We start from the raw sequence: 15,496 nt of genomic DNA, 5'->3' as shown, positions 1-15,496 counted from the left end.
TCTCCAGGATCATGGGCTGCACTAATCTACCGCGTCTCTCCAGCATTGTCTCCATTGAAGGCCCCACATCATCAACCTCCAGTGCAGATAATGCGCTGGAGGTTGATGGAAAGAAATTGAAGGACTAGCTAATTAAAGGACTAGCTAGCGATATACTCTCGCACTTCGCCTTTGCGACGGCGCAGATAGTCTAGGGCTTGCCGTTCTAATTGACGGACTCGCTCTCTGCTAAGGCTTAATTGTTGTCCAACTTTGGCAAGGGATAACTCCTTACCGTTGTCGAGACCAAACCGCAGCATTAAGACATCTCGTTGCTGAGGGGTTAACTCCGTCAGCAATTGATTCACGTCATCCCGCAGGGCTTGGGTGGTCGTGAATTGCTCCGGAGATTGCCCGTCGTCTTCCAGCAAGTCTCGCAACTCGGTATCCTGATTGTCACCGACTCTCAGATCTAACGAAATAGGCTGACGAGCAATGGTGAGATAATCTCGGATTTGGCTGGGCTCTAGTTCCAATGCTTCCGCAATTTCAGCGGGGGTGGCACTGCGACCCAGCTTCTGGGATAACTCACGCTGGGCTTTTTTGATTTTGTTGAGCTTTTCGGTGATGTGAATGGGCAGTCGAATGGTGCGAGCCTGTTGTGCGATCGCACGGGTGATCGCCTGGCGAATCCACCAGTAGGCATAGGTTGAAAACTTATACCCTCGGGTTGGATCAAACTTCTCAACCCCGCGTTCTAATCCCAAGGTTCCTTCTTGGATCAGGTCTAAGAGTTCTAGGTTTCGCTTTTGGTACTTTTTAGCAACAGAAACGACCAGCCTGAGATTGGCTTCAATCATCTTTTGCTTGGCTTGCTGTCCTTGGTGCAGGGACAGTTCCAATTGAGAGGGACTAAGATTGGCTTTCTCTGCCCACTCTTCTAAGGAAGGTTCACGCCCCAATTCATCCAATAAAGTTTTCTGCAAGTCTAAAAGCGCCATCATGGCCTGTACTTGCTTACCAAAAACGATTTCTTGCTCATGGGTCAACAAAGGCACTCGACCAATCTCATGGAGATAGGTACGAACCATATCTGTTGTCGGAGACACAGAGATAGCTTGTTGCTTAGTTTTGGTTTTGGACATGGACTTGAGCTACCCCCTTTAAGAAGGTGATGTTGGCATGAAGACTATCAAATTTCAAATTTAATAGTGAATGATGCAATCAGTGAGTGTTGATATAGGCCGCTTAAAAACGAAGTCAGTATGAGTTTGTTCTTCTATACTAGGCCATTTTTCTAGGCTTGGTGAGATTCGAATATTCGGTAAACCGTATTCACTAAGGCCATTGTGACCTCACAAGCCACTTTTCTGGCCGTTCTTGTAATAAGCAACAAGTTGTATAAGCATCCTCACCTATAGACTGTGCTGTAGCCTAAAAAGTTTCAAGGTCACTACATCCTCGCCGATAGACCTGAAAAAACCCTGAGTAACAGCTGTTAATTTTGGATCTGACGGTCAAGGGACCACCTAAAAAGCCTAGGTAAGGATATACGCCATAGAATACCCAGGACCCATCCAAATTTTCACTGTTTTCTAGGGTTAGATACTAATTTCAACATTTTGACCCAAGAGTCTTTGTAATCCTTGATTCTTGCCAATTAAGCGTTTGGCTGTGTCATCCCCAACGATTGATGCCTATGACAAAGACCAGGGATTCGTATTATTATGATAAGTAACTTAAATAAGTGTTAAAAATTGACTTAATTAGTTGCCAATTAACACCTTTTGACATCCAACGCAATAGTTCTAATGAATCATAATCTTGTTCGTCGAGTGTTCACAGCCTGTCTCGGTCTAATACTGGGTTTTGGCATATGGGTTAGGGCATCACCCGCACAAGCCTTTGAAGCACCTGAACTATTACCTGCAGAACCCACCTCTATTGTGGATCTCGCTCAGGCTCTAACTAGCACTCAGAAAAACAAGCTAGATAAAGATCTAGACGTTTTTGAGCAAGATACAGGCTGGAAATTGAGAATTTTGACCCAGTACGATCGGACTCCTGGTCGTGCCATCAAAGATTTTTGGAATTTGGATGAAAATAGCGTGCTGTTGGTGGCTGACTCCCGGGGTGGCAACATTCTCAATTTCAATGTCGGTGATTCGGTTTATCAATTACTTCCCCGCACCTTCTGGGTTGAACTGCAGACTCGGTTCGGTAACCAGTACTTCGTGCAAGAGAATGGGGAGGATGAATCGATTATTCAAGCCATCGACTCCGTCAAGACTTGCTTGAACCAAGGAGGCTGCCGAGTCGTACCCGGATTACCTCAAGAACAATGGATTTTTACGCTGATCACGTCTGTGATGGGTGGAATTATCTGTGGTTTCTCGGCTCACCCTCGCACGGCTGATCAAACTTTCGCTTGGCAGTGGATGTTGATTTTCTCTCCTCTTTGGGGGATTTGTTTCTTTTCCTTTGGACTGGGCCCCGTTCTGGCTCGGACTTCGGAATGGTTGCCTATCTTGAGAAATGTGGCTGGCTTCTCGGTTGGGTTCTTAATTGCCTTCTTGACGCCTATCTATAAAGCGCCACCTACCTCTGAAGTGTAAGGGGGTGCCTGACTTTTTTGTTTTTGGCACAGATCTATATGCTGCATGACTTTGGCTAGTTTTGGTTCTGAACAGCTCAAAATTATTGAGATATAGTTGGAATCTGGAAGCATCGCATTTAGTAATTGCTTAGTGATTGTTACGAAGACACTTCAAACTGATGTAGGCCGATTGAAAGAAATTTTTCAGTCCATTACTGCTGAAAGTTGTCCCCATGCCTATAATTTTCATTTGCATACCCTCCATTCGGATGGGCGCTTGGAACCACAGCAATTAGTTCAACAAGCGATTAAAGCGGGCCTAGCGAGCTTAGCGATTACGGACCACCATAGTGTTGATGGCTATTGGAGCGCGTTAGAACTATTGCAAGCTCAGCCTTCACAATCCTTGCCTCAGCTGTGGACCGGCATCGAAATTACATCTAAACTCCTTGAGACGCAAGTGCACATCCTGGGCTATGGCTTCGATCCGCATCATGCTGCATTGCAGTCTTATCTATTGGGCTCAGCACCTGCAGGGCATCAGGCTCAGGCCAACCAAGTGATTACTGCTCTGCATGAAGCAGGTGGACTGGCGGTGCTGGCCCATCCCGCCCGATATCGACGATCGGTGAAGGAACTGGTCAGTGCGGCTGCCCAGGCTGGAATGGATGGGATAGAAACGTTCTATTGTTATGGGAATAAAGATCCTTGGGAACCGAGTCCATCTCAAACCAATACGCTGATGCGACTGGCTAACCAGCACAATTTACTACAAACCTGTGGGACTGATACCCATGGTTTAGATATTTGCCGCCGCCTCTAGCTGAGGTTTACCACTCATGAAGAAACTGGAATTTTCTGTTGGGGGAGATGCACCTAGGATTGACCGCTGGCTGGCTGATCAAGTGGATTCGCTGTCGCGATCGCATATTCAGAAACTGATTGAACAAGGCCATGTGCAAATCAATCATAAGATTTGCACCTCCAAGAAATATGCCCTGCAAATAGGTGATCAGATTCAAGTTCACATTCCTGCGCCCAGACCTTTAGCACTGGAACCAGAGCCCATGGATTTGGAGATGTTATTTGAGGATGACCATCTCCTAATCGTTAATAAACCTGCAGGGTTAGTCGTCCATCCTGCTCCTGGCCATGCCACAGGCACCCTCGTACATGGTCTGCTGGCCCATTGCCAAGATGGTCAGGGTTCAACCCTCTCAGGGATTGGTGGGGTAGAGCGACCGGGTATTGTGCACCGCCTTGATAAGGATACGACGGGAGCCATGATGGTGGCTAAAACCGATCAGGCCCATCAACACCTCCAGGCCCAGATTGCAGCCAAAACGGCCCTGCGGGAATATGTGGGAATTGTCTATGGTCATCCATCGACCGAAATAGGTTGTATGGACTTTCCCATTGGCCGTAATCCAACGGATAGAATCAAAATGGCAGTGGTGCCTGAAGAAAAAGGCGGTAAAGCGGCCGTTACGCAATGGCAAATTCTGCAGCCCTTGGGCAATTATGCATTGGTCAAATTTCGGCTAGAAACAGGACGCACCCATCAAATTCGGGTTCATTGTGCTCAGATGGGATGGCCGATTGTCGGTGACCCACTCTATAGTCGAGGTCGATCCTTGAAGGTGAACTTATCCGGACAAGTTTTACATGCATGGCGTTTAAGTCTTAAGCATCCTGTATCTGGCACTGACCTGGAAGTCAAAGCACCTTTGCCCACTGACTTCGTTAAGTTACTCAATCGTCTACAGAAGCACTCTCATTTCAGTCCCATGAACAATCTCCTCCGCACGGGGGAGTCTAATAGGCAGAATTGACTGAGGTACACTCCCACTCTCAATGGGCACTTATAAATCGATACGAAACAGCTTAATCACCTGACGAACGAGGTCTGAGCCTAGTCTTTTCCCTCTCTATACCTTACTGACAAAAACATCTTCCATTCAGGTGAAGGAGTGATCGTGCGTGGATGAAGTAGACAAATGCTCGCCCTACCTCGATGCCATCCTGTTGAGATGAAAGACGGATGCCTTTCATCTCAACAGTACTAGTTTGAAATTTCATCCTCTAACAGTGTGTCGATAAAACGATTGCTGACTTTGATTTATCAGTCTTTGATGTATTACAGACGTGATTGATATCACTCTAGTTTGGGTCTCGATTCGCGAAGATAATGGCATCATGACAGTGTTTTCTTATTCGCAAAGGTCAGTATATACATGACCAATCCTCCCGTCATTGCTACTCAGCAATTGACCAAACAGTTTGGCGATAGCATTGCTGTTAGCCAAGTGGATCTACAAGTTCAGCAAGGCGAAATTTACGGCTTGATTGGTCCCAATGGAGCAGGCAAAACCACTCTGATTCGCATGCTGGCGACAGCCGAAGAACCTACCTTGGGCAATATTGCGATTGGCGGACAGACCCTCATTCAAAATCAGCCTAATTCTGATATCAAGCGGCGCATCGGTTTCCTGCCGGATGATTTTCCTCTATACGATGATTTGTTGGTTTGGGATTATCTAGAATATTTTGCTCGTTTGTATTATCTGCAAGAACCAGACCTCAGCCACAGATTGAATGAAGTGTTGGCGTTGGTCGATCTGGACAGTAAGCGCCATAGCCCGATTAGTACCTTATCTCGGGGTATGAAGCAGCGCCTCAGCTTAGCTCGAACGATTATTCATAAACCCACCTTATTGCTGTTGGATGAACCTGTTTCCGGGTTAGATCCAGTGGCTAGGGTACAGTTCCGTCAAACCTTAAAGACCCTACAACAGCAAGGATTAACTATCTTTATCTCTTCCCATATTCTCAGCGATTTGGAAGATTTCTGTACCTCCATCGGCATTATGCAGATGGGACAACTGGTGGAGAGTTCAGAGCTGCGGGCTTTATACAACCGAGATCAGACCCAGCAATTGATTATTTCTACTGTGGCTGATTTAGCGCCTGTCGAAACCTTTCTACAGGACCATGCATTCGTTCATGAATGCAAAGTCTTACGAGATAAACATCAAATTGCCGTCACCTTTACGGGCACGGATGATGACATCGTTGCGTTGTTGCGATCGCTAATCTCCCACAACTTCCCAATTATCGATTTCCACCGTACTCAAGAGAGCCTTGAAGATATCTTTATCAAAATGGGCTATCGGCAAACCTCATAACTCTCTGGTCGCGTCATGACATCCACCTTAATGAATCGAGTCGGCAATTGGAATCCCCAGCTGCTGCGAGAATTTCGAGGCCGCTTAAAGCCCCGTAGCATTGCGGCCACGATTGTGATCTCTATAGTTGGCCAAACACTCCTAGGCCTGGTATTTTCCCAGCAGATCTCTAACCCCATAATTGAACGTTGGGCGGGTTTAGCCGAAGCCATGCTTTGGATTTTGCCCTATGCTCTGTTCACTTCAGGGAGCTACTACCTGGTTAGCGATCTGAATCAAGAAGAAAAACGCGGCACGCTCAATTTTATTCGGCTTAGCCCCCGTCCCAGCCGAGGTATTTTGTTGGGCAAAATGTTGGGGGTGCCGATCTTGCCTTACATCGCCATTGGGCTTGCAATTCCTTTGCATATCATTGCCGGGCTTAATTCAGGTATGCCGGTATTTTTCTTGATCAGTTACTATGTGATGCTGGCAGCCGGGTGTTTTGCTTTGTTTAGCCTGGCGATTTTGTATGGCCTTCTCAGTAGCTCTCGGACTATCGCCGTTGGGCAGCAATCTGTAGTGGCTGTAGCTTTCGCAGGACTAACCCTTTTCTTCTTATCTCCGCTCTACTTTGCCTGGAATATGGCAGTGACTTGGCGGCCTTTAGGGATTAGCGAATGGTCTGCCCAAGGGGATACTTACCAATATGCACAAAGAGATCAGACTGTTATTATTCGCTGGTTTGGGCAAGAAATTAACCAGTCTGTATGGTTGTCCCATGGCTTTACTTTAGTGGTATTAGCTATTGCTACGATGCTTATTTGGTCGATGCTAGTCCGCTTATTTCGTAATCCAGGCACCACCGTCATGAGTAAATGGCAGAGTTATGCCATTGTGGCCTTCCTAGAACCATTAGCCATTGGCTTTTTCGTCATATCTTCTAGAACGACTGGAATCAATACTTTTACTGGGATGGCTGGAACATGGATTCTATATGCGTTTAATTTCGGTATGATTTTGGTCATTATGCTGGCCCTCTGTCCTCAACGGGCATCTCTCCTAGATTGGCTGCGGGTTCAACAAAAGCCTCAAGGTATTTTGCGAGATTTAGTTTGGGCCGATAAAAGTCCGGCAATCGTTGCAATCGCAATCAATCTTTTAATCATCAACGCCCTCTATGTCCCTTGGATGTTCTTAGTGGGGTTTGGCAAAGATAATCCTACCGTTGCTGCCATCATTGTTTTATCCATGACCGGGGTATTGCTAATTTATACAGCCGTCGTCCAACAGATTTTCGCCCTCAAAATTCGCAACCCCTATACCTGGACTATGGGAGGGCTGGGGCTTTGGATGCTGGTTCCACCGATTATGTTGGCGATTTTGCGCATCGTGCCTGATCAGATGCCAGCCTCCATGATGATTTGGACTTTCTTGGGCTACCCTTTCAGCGATTTTGAGATGCCTATGTTGATCAGTAGTGCCCTGGTGGGTTTAGTTGCTCAGCTTTGTGTGATTGTGCTGTTAGTATGGCAATTTCAAAATCATCTTCGAAATCTATCCCATTCTCAAGCTCAACCGGTCACTGGATAACTCTCCGAGCAGAAACCTAAGTGCTATTGGGAGGAACGCCAATGATCGAGTTCAGCGTTAATGAAATATTGCACTAAGTCTCGATAAAGTTGTTCGATGATGTCAGGCTCTAAACCAGCTGTTTCAGCCCATTGCCGTCGCTGCTCTAACATTCTCTTGAGCCGTTCAGGGGCTTTGACGCTTTGGGCATCTGTTTTGAATTTTGCTGCTGCTTTAACGTAGTCAAATCGCTGACCGAGTAACTCAATGACTTGGGCATCAAGGTGGTCAATTGCAACGCGAATATCAGTCATGTCCCGACAGTCATGAGCTTTTAGTATTCCTGGATGAGCGCTATCTTCTAGAAACACTGCATCTGCTTCAATTTCAATCAGCATGGCTGGATCAATCAAAGCACTGACCTGCACCATCGTGGTTACAGGTGGGTTGGCCCCAAAGAATTCCTGGTGAGCCTGGGAGAATTTTTGCCATTGCGTAATATCGGTGACAAACATCCGAGTTCGCACAACGGCATGGGTATCTGTTCCCAACTCTTGTAGGGCGGCCTGGATAATCTCTAGACAGCGATGCGCTTGCGTATAACCATCGGCAGAAACTACCTGTCCTTGAGCATCCACAGGGGCTGTCCCTGAAATATGGATCTGATCACCCACTCGAATGGCCCGACAGTAGCCTACCTGGGCTTCCCACGGAGCCCCAGAACTCACCCGTTGAATCGGCTGTTTCATAGCGGTTTCACTCCAATGAGTAGGGCCATCTCTAGCCACTTCCAATAACAGTCCACATCTTCAAAGCCGATTTCTCTCAACCAGCTGAGTTGTGTTTCTATATCTAAAAGCTGATTAGAAGGATCATCGTCTTCTAGGGCGATGTCAAGCGCTTGCAAAAACTGCTCATGTAGTTTGGCCGTGGGGGATGCAACATGCTCTAAGTTGCAGAAAATGCCTCCAGGCTTCAGTAACTCAAATACTTCCTGATAGAGATTACGCTTGCGTGCATCTGCCAGATGATGAATTGCAAAACTAGAGACAATTCCATCAAAGTGTTCCAAGTGAGGTAAGGGCTGCTCCATGTTGTGGTCAACAATCGTAACCTTGGCATCATCCGCAAATCGCTGCCGAACTGCCTCTAGCATGGTTGGAGAAAAATCCATCGCCACACCGTTCACATCAGAACGGTCAATTTTTAGGAGTGCTAACAAGCGGCCATCTCCCGTTCCTAAGTCCAGGATTCGCTGGGCAGACTGCGGAACATGTTCCAACAAGACTGCTTCTCCTTCTGTACGGTGCGGGAACTGATCTGCCCTAGCTAGATACCCTAGAGCATGTTCTGCCGAGGTCCATTGATTAGACATGATGCACTCATTAAACGGAAACGATGTGGGGAGCGACAATCGTCACTGGAAGCATAATAGATTATTCTGTAGTATTATGCTACAAAAAACCTGAGTGTTCAAACGTCTTTTGTAAATGCAAGGATATTCAAGAAAGAAGGGGTGCTGAAATACTGATATATCAATGTTTCTAAGCACTCTGTAAGATCTGCAATGTCTCAATGCCGTTCTTTATTCAGTTTTTGCGAAATAGATTGTATTACGATGCTTCAAAATAATCTATTGCGCTTTCAGCGGTCGTGCATCAAACAATTGTGGGGTAGGTGAGTATGTCATCCCAATGCCAAGCTCGCGAGGCTAGATCAGCACGTTGTGCCGCCGTTGTTTTAAGCCGACTGTGTGTCCAAATCCAATTGAAATAGCTGACCACTAATCGAGCAGTGACTTTGGTTTGCGCCCACACTTTGCCAAATTTGTTCTGGCGTCGATGCCATCGACCACTGTGCTGTCGAATAATGCCATTGGTGCGTTCGAGTCGTTGAGTTCTGTCCTTGCCAATGTAATGGTCAATCTCCCAAGGCAACACTCTTTCGTACCCCCCCCAATCGTCGCTATTCCAGTCCTTGCAATCGGTCTTACCTTCAGTGCTAGTCACCAGTTCATTCAATAATGAATCGGTGTGCTTGCCCACACGACACGAGAGGATCACGCCGCTTGTGTTTGCCAAGGTAATCGCCATCCAACAATCACCCATCTCTAGCTCATGGGGAAGACAGTGTTTTTGCTTTTTTTCACAAAGGACCACATTTCATCTGCACTGACATCCTCCGTTTCAACGGCTTGCACTTGGCCATTATGGAGTTGCTGAGATCGTTGGCTAGCAGCTCTTACTAGAGAGACTACAGTGTTGTAAGCTAGGCCACTGGTCCGAGTGATACCTCGAAGACTACTCCCTTCTGCATGGGCTTGGAGGACTTGTCGGACCTGCTCTGGACTCACCTGACGACGATAGTAAAGGGTATCAAAGCGTTCAGTAAAGGTCTGCTGGCACTCAGGACAACGGTATCGTTGAAGCATGTTGGGCATCTTGCCATGCTTGTGTGCTTTGGAATGACCGCATAGTGGGCATTGCATGGGTAGGTTAGAAGCTGAGCTGAGCCTCTAGTATACTCAACCCACAATTACTTGAGGCACGACCCTTTCATCGTTACTAGAGCCATCCAGCAGCAATCTGGGAGTACGGTATTTCCCCCCATTCAAACGCCAGAAAATTGCTACAGTGTAACAGTATTGTCACCTTTAGGTAATTGTCAGGCAATGGAGTCAAGGATTCAAGCAGTTCAAGCCCCTTATGGTGGCGGCGGCGATGCCTATTACCGCACCCCGCCCCCTGATTTACAGTCTCTATTGCTAAAAGAGCGAATTGTTTATTTAGGGATGCCCCTATTTTCCTCAGATGATATCAAACGCCAGGTTGGCTTTGATGTCACAGAGTTGATTATTGCTCAACTGTTGTTCTTGCAATTCGACGATCCTGATAAACCTATTTTCTTTTACATCAACTCCACAGGTACCTCTTGGTATGGCGGCGATGCCATTGGCTTTGAAACGGAAGCCTTTGCCATTTGCGATACCATGTCATATATCAAACCTCCTGTGCATACCATCTGTATTGGTCAAGCGATGGGAACTGCGGCAATGATCTTGTCAGCGGGGACGAAGGGGTTCCGAGCGAGTTTGGGACATGCCACTATTGTTCTCAACCAAGCCCGCAGTGGTGCTCAAGGGCAAGCCTCTGACATCCAAATTCGAGCCCAGGAAGTCATTGCCAATAAAACCACGATGTTAGACATCCTGGAGAAAAATACCGGGCAAACGTCCGAAAAGATTTCCAAAGATATGGACCGGATGTTTTATCTGTCCCCAGAAGAAGCTAAAGACTATGGGTTGATTGATCGCGTGTTGGCTAGCCAAAAAGAATTACCCACGCCAATGCCCTCTGCAGTTTAAAAAATGAGTCAACCTGAGTAGTAGCAAAAAGAGAGTTATCGACTATGCCTATTGGTGTTCCTAGCGTTCCCTACCGTATCCCTGGCAGTCCCTATGAACGTTGGGTGGATATTTATACCCGCCTGAGCCAGGAAAGAATCATTTTTCTAGGCCAGGAAGTAACCGATGGTCTAGCCAATCAAATTGTGGCTTTTCTCCTTTACTTGGATTCTGAAGATCCTAGTAAGCCGATCTCCATCTATATCAACTCACCGGGTGGCTCAGTGACAGCGGGATTGGCCATCTATGACACCATGCAGCACATTAAGTCAGAAGTTGCGACGATCTGTGTGGGCTTAGCGGCCTCAATGGGATCATTTCTACTTGCTGCGGGTTCTCCAGGTAAGCGTTTAGCGCTTCCCCACTCCCGCATCATGATTCACCAGCCCTCTGGTGGTGCTCGTGGTCAGGCTTCTGATATTGAAATTGAAGCTAAGGAAATCATTCGCGTGCGTCAGCAGTTGAATGGCATCTACTCCGCGAGAACGAAACAACCCCTAGAAAAAATTGAAAAAGACATGGATCGGGATTTCTTCATGTCTGCCCATGAGGCTTTGGAATATGGTCTCATTGACCAAGTGATTGAAGAAAAGCCTGCCTAACAGTCTTGCTTTTACAACCTATTTATTAAGTCTGGTAGTCTCTCGTATTGGGGCTGCCAGCTTTGGTTTATGGGGACTTACAGCCCATATTTTATCCTCGGATTGTATATGGAATATGGGCTGTAAGCCTCCTCCTTTTTTAGATGGAACTGTATATTTCTCGAAGAATGTGCTGAATTCTCACTGCTGTTCAGTGAGTATGTTTGGCAATGTGGGGAAAACTTTCGATAGAACACCATCACTTTTTAGAGCGAAATGTCTGACGGTGATTTCTTAGTATGCGAACTGTACGGGGATGCGAAGCTGGGAAAGAGTTTAAGATATATTCATCGATAAAATAAAAAATTTTTGGTTTGGGGGTCTATGAATAATTCTCTGCTTTTAAGTTTGGGGATATTGGTTGCAACACCTGCTGTTGAGCCTGTATCGGCCCAGACCGTGCCTACTACGATTGCTCAGAGTCAGAATGCGGACGTCTATTTCCAGCAGGGGGAAGCGAAGCAGAAGAAAAAAGAATACAAAAAGGCGATCGCAAACTACACACAAGCGATTCGCCTAGATCCCAAACATGCCCAGGCTTACTATCGGCGCGGTAAGGCCAAGGTTGAGTTAAAGAAGTATAAGGGGGCGATTGCAGATTACTCCCAAACGATTCTGCTCACCCCTAAAGATACAAAAGCCTATAACAGTCGTGGTTGGGCAAAGTCTGAATTACAGCAATACGGAGATGCGATCGCAGATTTTAATCAAGCTATCCAACTCGACCCAAAATTTGAGTGGGCCTACTACAACCGAGGATGGGCTAGATACAGGCAAAAGGATTTTCAGGGTGCGATCTCAGACTTTACCCAGGCGATTCAACTTAATCCAAAAGAAGCTGAAAACTACTACAGTCGTGGCTATGCCAAGGATGATTTGAGAGACTACAAGGGAGCCATCGAAGATCTTACGGAAGCGATTAAGCTCAATCCTAACTATGCAGACGCTTACAATCTCCGTGGCTATACGCTGAATAAACTCAAACAATATCAGAAAGCGATTCCCGACTTCACTGAAATGATTCGCTTGAATCCCCAAAATGCTCTTGCTTACTACAACCGAGCCAGAAGCAAAGCTTTGTTGAAAGATTACGGGGACGCAATTGCGGACAATACCAAAGCGATTCAACTCGATCCCAAGTATGGTGATGCCTATGGCAACCGAGGATATGTAAAGTCTATCCAAAAAGACTTTCCGGGGGCCATCGCAGATTTAACTCAGGCCATTCAACTGAAATCTCATGATGCGGTCGCCTATAACAACAGAGGATTGGCTAAGGCTGGTTTAGAAGACTACTCTGGTGCCATTGCAGATTTTGATCAAGCGATCCGTTTAGATCCGAAGCTATCCCTGGCGTACTTTCGCCGGGGGAATGTCAAAAAGACTCAACAAGACTTTAGTGGGGCGATCTCAGACTATACAGAGAGCCTTCGCCTCAATCCAAATAATTCAGAAGTCTATACCCATAAAGATAGGGGCGACTATACCCAAGAAGACGGTAGCAATTCGGAGACTTATCACAACCGAGGTTTAGCTAAAGCTGAGCTGGAAGATTACCAGGGTGCAGTTGCAGACTATACCGAAGCGCTTCGCCTAGCGCCCAAAGATCAGAAGGTATACAACGTAGCACCCAAGGAAGAGAAAATAGTCAACGATCGAGGCTGGGCCAAATACAAACAGCAAGATTATGACGGTGCGATCGCAGACTTTAGCGAAGCCATTCGTCTCAACCCCAAAGATGCAGCGGGTTACTACAATCGAGGCTATACCAAAGACGATCTGAAAGATTATGACGGTGCGATCGCAGATTACGATCAGGCCTTAAAGCTCAATCCCAAGGACGAAGTAGCCTATCATGACCGGGGTTGGACAAAATCGAATCAAGCCGATTACGAAGGTGCGATCGCAGATTACGATCAAGCTCTAAAGCTCAAGCCTAAATATGTGAGAGCCTACGATAACCGTGGCGTGGCCAAGTATCGTCTCGGAAATTATGGCAGTGCGGTTCGTGACTTTAATCAAGCCCTTGCAATCAATCCTGAGTATGCAAGTGCTTATAACAGCCGAGGTGCCGCCAAGGCCGATCTAAAACAAGACTACAAAGGCGCGATTCTAGACTATACCGAAGCCATCCGTCTTAATCCAAAGTATGTCCAAGCCCATTACAATCGCGGCAATGCGAAAGATGATCTGCAAGATTATCAAGGTGCCATCTTCGATTTCACAGCCGCCCTGGGGTTTGATCCCAATTATGCAGAGGCCTACAATAATCGGGGCTGGTCGAAGTACAGACTCAAAGAATACATGGGTGCGATCTCAGACTACAACCAGGGTATTCAACTGGCTCCCCGAGTGGGCCTTCTCTATGACAATCGAGGTCTGGCCAAGGTTGAGCTTAAGGATATTAAAGGTGCGATCGCCGATTATCAGAAAGCAGCATCCCTCTATCTGGCTCAAGACCAAACAGAGGATTACAACAAGGTGCAAAAAAAGCTGCAAGCATTAGGTGCGACTGAGAAAAACTAGCAGGCTAACTCTTCTTCTTGATCAAGATGTAAGCATTCGCATAGGCCGGTAGGGTGCTGATATGCTGCTTGAACTGATCATGGCTGGGAAAGACCCCCGCTAGAAAATCAAGCTGATATAAATTAGGCAAAAATGCCCCACCCGTATCCGCAAGAACCCCCATATTGAGCTGCTTTGTTCCCCCGGTATCATGCTCTAGCATGATGATTTTGCCTAGGCCAATATTAAGGACATCTCCGGCAAACGTTACACCGGGACGCACCGCGATTTTGGCAGTCTTGGGGCCATATCCCTTAATGGCATCCACTTGTTTGAAGTACCAGTAGCGTTTTTGCTCTCGTTGGGGCTGTCCGCGCACATAGGCAATCCCATTGTTTCGATCCACATTGAAGTAGGCTGAAGAGCCATCACCAAACCGGATCAAAATCGTGCCCTGTAATAAAGCATCTTCCAACCCTTGCCGAGTCAGGTATGCCAGAGGAGCGACTTTCCCTTGTTCCTTGCCTCCAGTTTCATAGATACCTGTGAGAACTTCCTGCTTCGAATAGTTTTGGAAGAATTTATCCACCGCATACTCTGGTTTGAGTTGGTAAAGAGGAGTATTAAATTCTGCGGTTTTCGTTCGCGAGCCTTGATGGGCAAAAACGGCATACTTGGTAATTCGCAACTGATTTTGGTCGGGTTGTTGCGGGTTATAGGGTTGCCATTTCACCACCTGGAAATGGGTGTTGATGAAATTAGGATCTTTTAAGCGAGACGGGCGCTGGAGGGCAATATCTTGTTCCAGGGTAGTGATCATAAAGGCCAAAGTGTCTTGGATATCCTGAATCGTGACGCCACCCGTTCCTAAAATCCCTTCCCGCAATGCCGTTGAGTCATTTTGACTATGGGATTCAAAGTAAGTTTTGACATTGATCAGGACCGCTAATAAATCGGCTTCGTTGAAATCAACCTGATGGTTGGGGAGATAGCTGTTGCTAAAAATTTGCTCCCCTGTGACATTGAATTGATCCTTTTTGGCCTCATCAATAACCGCATAGGGAGTGCGAGAAAACGCAACTTTCTGCTTTGGAGCCTTGGGTTTAGGGGTTGCCTGATTTTTGGGATTCGGTTTTGGAGGCTTATCTGCGCCCCTAGGCTTCGGGGATGCCGGAGTCTGAGGAGGTGCATCCGGTGCGCCAAGAGGTGCAGGAGAAGACGTTTGAGGCGGAGCTTCTGGATCGGTCAGGATGACTGACCAACTGGCTGCGTCCTGATTCGATAGGGCAGGTTTCGTTTTTTCGGTCGTGGATTGTGAAGGTGGAGCGGACGTTTGAGTCTGCGTTTCGCGTTCAGCACAGCTACTCAGCACCGATAAAAAGAGGGGTAAGACTAAAAGATGAAGCTGTACTTTGAGGGGCAGAAACAAACGCATACTTCGGTCAATCCTTAAGGATTATTCTCGCAATGATGATTATTAAATGAGTGACTGAGCTGAATCGTCAAGAGTAATGGGCAAATTACCTAATCTAACGTTCGTTTTTAATGTTCACAAATGACTTTACAAACTGACAATTTGTGTCCATGAATTCTAAAAAGAATGTGCGAAGGTGCGATCGCATCTTCAGTCCCCCTG

The 15,496-nt window shown here is 46.7% G+C and carries 13 protein-coding genes; 8 read left to right on the top strand and 5 right to left on the bottom strand.

The features are described 5' to 3' along the window. Positions 1–140: 140 nt before the first annotated feature. Positions 141–1,124 carry an RNA polymerase sigma factor, RpoD/SigA family gene (locus I1H34_RS23010; RefSeq protein WP_212663227.1) on the bottom strand — a complete coding sequence of 328 codons (984 nt, stop codon included), beginning with the start codon at positions 1,122–1,124 and terminating at the stop codon, positions 141–143. Between the two features lie 666 nt (positions 1,125–1,790). On the opposite strand from I1H34_RS23010, the gene I1H34_RS23005 reads away from it, so the two are divergent. The 5 genes from I1H34_RS23005 (at position 1,791) to I1H34_RS22985 (ending at position 7,332) form a co-directional block, all read left to right on the top strand. Then, on the top strand, positions 1,791–2,594 hold the full coding sequence (locus I1H34_RS23005) for a TPM domain-containing protein (RefSeq protein WP_212663226.1): 804 nt from the start codon (positions 1,791–1,793) through the stop codon (positions 2,592–2,594). 132 nt (positions 2,595–2,726) lie between these two features. Then, on the top strand, positions 2,727–3,398 hold the full coding sequence (locus I1H34_RS23000; RefSeq protein ID WP_212663225.1) for a PHP domain-containing protein: 672 nt from the start codon (positions 2,727–2,729) through the stop codon (positions 3,396–3,398). 16 nt (positions 3,399–3,414) lie between these two features. Further along, a complete protein-coding gene (locus I1H34_RS22995) occupies positions 3,415–4,407 on the top strand; it encodes an RluA family pseudouridine synthase (RefSeq protein ID WP_212663224.1) in 993 nt (330 codons plus the stop codon). 402 nt (positions 4,408–4,809) lie between these two features. Continuing rightward, positions 4,810–5,760 carry an ABC transporter ATP-binding protein gene (locus tag I1H34_RS22990; protein ID WP_212663223.1) on the top strand — a complete coding sequence of 317 codons (951 nt, stop codon included), beginning with the start codon at positions 4,810–4,812 and terminating at the stop codon, positions 5,758–5,760. A gap of 15 nt (positions 5,761–5,775) precedes the next feature. After that, positions 5,776–7,332, top strand: coding sequence for a hypothetical protein (locus I1H34_RS22985; protein ID WP_212663222.1), 1,557 nt, complete (start codon positions 5,776–5,778; stop codon positions 7,330–7,332). Between the two features lie 23 nt (positions 7,333–7,355). Here the strand turns inward: I1H34_RS22985 and I1H34_RS22980 are convergent, their stop codons facing one another. The 3 genes from I1H34_RS22980 to I1H34_RS22970 form a co-directional block, all read right to left on the bottom strand. After that, the gene (locus I1H34_RS22980) at positions 7,356–8,060 is read right to left on the bottom strand and encodes an isochorismate lyase (protein ID WP_212663221.1); all 705 of its coding nucleotides are present in this window, start codon (positions 8,058–8,060) and stop codon (positions 7,356–7,358) included. After that, on the bottom strand, positions 8,057–8,686 hold the full coding sequence (locus I1H34_RS22975) for a class I SAM-dependent methyltransferase (RefSeq protein WP_212663220.1): 630 nt from the start codon (positions 8,684–8,686) through the stop codon (positions 8,057–8,059). The genes I1H34_RS22980 and I1H34_RS22975 overlap by 4 nt, the downstream gene beginning before the upstream one ends. Before the next feature lie 283 nt (positions 8,687–8,969). Next, a protein-coding gene (locus I1H34_RS22970; RefSeq protein WP_212662238.1) for an IS1 family transposase occupies positions 8,970–9,799 on the bottom strand; the annotation gives its coding sequence in 2 pieces (ribosomal slippage) (positions 8,970–9,455 and positions 9,458–9,799; 828 coding nt in all). 183 nt (positions 9,800–9,982) lie between these two features. On the opposite strand from I1H34_RS22970, the gene I1H34_RS22965 reads away from it, so the two are divergent. From I1H34_RS22965 to I1H34_RS22955, 3 genes are all read left to right on the top strand, one after another. Then, positions 9,983–10,675 carry an ATP-dependent Clp protease proteolytic subunit gene (locus I1H34_RS22965; protein ID WP_212663219.1) on the top strand — a complete coding sequence of 231 codons (693 nt, stop codon included), beginning with the start codon at positions 9,983–9,985 and terminating at the stop codon, positions 10,673–10,675. Positions 10,676–10,719: 44 nt separating this feature from the next. Next, on the top strand, positions 10,720–11,316 hold the full coding sequence (locus I1H34_RS22960; protein ID WP_212663218.1) for an ATP-dependent Clp protease proteolytic subunit: 597 nt from the start codon (positions 10,720–10,722) through the stop codon (positions 11,314–11,316). Positions 11,317–11,679: 363 nt separating this feature from the next. Continuing rightward, a complete protein-coding gene (locus I1H34_RS22955; RefSeq protein ID WP_212663217.1) occupies positions 11,680–13,881 on the top strand; it encodes a tetratricopeptide repeat protein in 2,202 nt (733 codons plus the stop codon). A 4-nt stretch (positions 13,882–13,885) separates the two neighbouring features. Here the strand turns inward: I1H34_RS22955 and I1H34_RS22950 are convergent, their stop codons facing one another. Further along, positions 13,886–15,295 carry a hypothetical protein gene (locus tag I1H34_RS22950; RefSeq protein WP_212663216.1) on the bottom strand — a complete coding sequence of 470 codons (1,410 nt, stop codon included), beginning with the start codon at positions 15,293–15,295 and terminating at the stop codon, positions 13,886–13,888. Positions 15,296–15,496 lie beyond the last annotated feature (201 nt).

Source organism: Acaryochloris marina S15 (genome assembly GCF_018336915.1).
Taxonomy (GTDB): domain Bacteria; phylum Cyanobacteriota; class Cyanobacteriia; order Thermosynechococcales; family Thermosynechococcaceae; genus Acaryochloris; species Acaryochloris marina_A.
Note: the sequence above shows the minus strand (reverse complement) of the source record. Positions and strands in the feature narration are given on the sequence as shown.

Coding starts and splice junctions, on each gene's coding strand:
- I1H34_RS23010 (WP_212663227.1), bottom strand. CDS start 1,124: ATGTCCAAAACCAAAACTAAGCAACAAGCTATCTCTGTGTCTCCGACA.
- I1H34_RS23005 (WP_212663226.1), top strand. CDS start 1,791: ATGAATCATAATCTTGTTCGTCGAGTGTTCACAGCCTGTCTCGGTCTA.
- I1H34_RS22995 (WP_212663224.1), top strand. CDS start 3,415: ATGAAGAAACTGGAATTTTCTGTTGGGGGAGATGCACCTAGGATTGAC.
- I1H34_RS22990 (WP_212663223.1), top strand. CDS start 4,810: ATGACCAATCCTCCCGTCATTGCTACTCAGCAATTGACCAAACAGTTT.
- I1H34_RS22985 (WP_212663222.1), top strand. CDS start 5,776: ATGACATCCACCTTAATGAATCGAGTCGGCAATTGGAATCCCCAGCTG.
- I1H34_RS22980 (WP_212663221.1), bottom strand. CDS start 8,060: ATGAAACAGCCGATTCAACGGGTGAGTTCTGGGGCTCCGTGGGAAGCC.
- I1H34_RS22975 (WP_212663220.1), bottom strand. CDS start 8,686: ATGTCTAATCAATGGACCTCGGCAGAACATGCTCTAGGGTATCTAGCT.
- I1H34_RS22965 (WP_212663219.1), top strand. CDS start 9,983: ATGGAGTCAAGGATTCAAGCAGTTCAAGCCCCTTATGGTGGCGGCGGC.
- I1H34_RS22960 (WP_212663218.1), top strand. CDS start 10,720: ATGCCTATTGGTGTTCCTAGCGTTCCCTACCGTATCCCTGGCAGTCCC.
- I1H34_RS22955 (WP_212663217.1), top strand. CDS start 11,680: ATGAATAATTCTCTGCTTTTAAGTTTGGGGATATTGGTTGCAACACCT.
- I1H34_RS22950 (WP_212663216.1), bottom strand. CDS start 15,295: ATGCGTTTGTTTCTGCCCCTCAAAGTACAGCTTCATCTTTTAGTCTTA.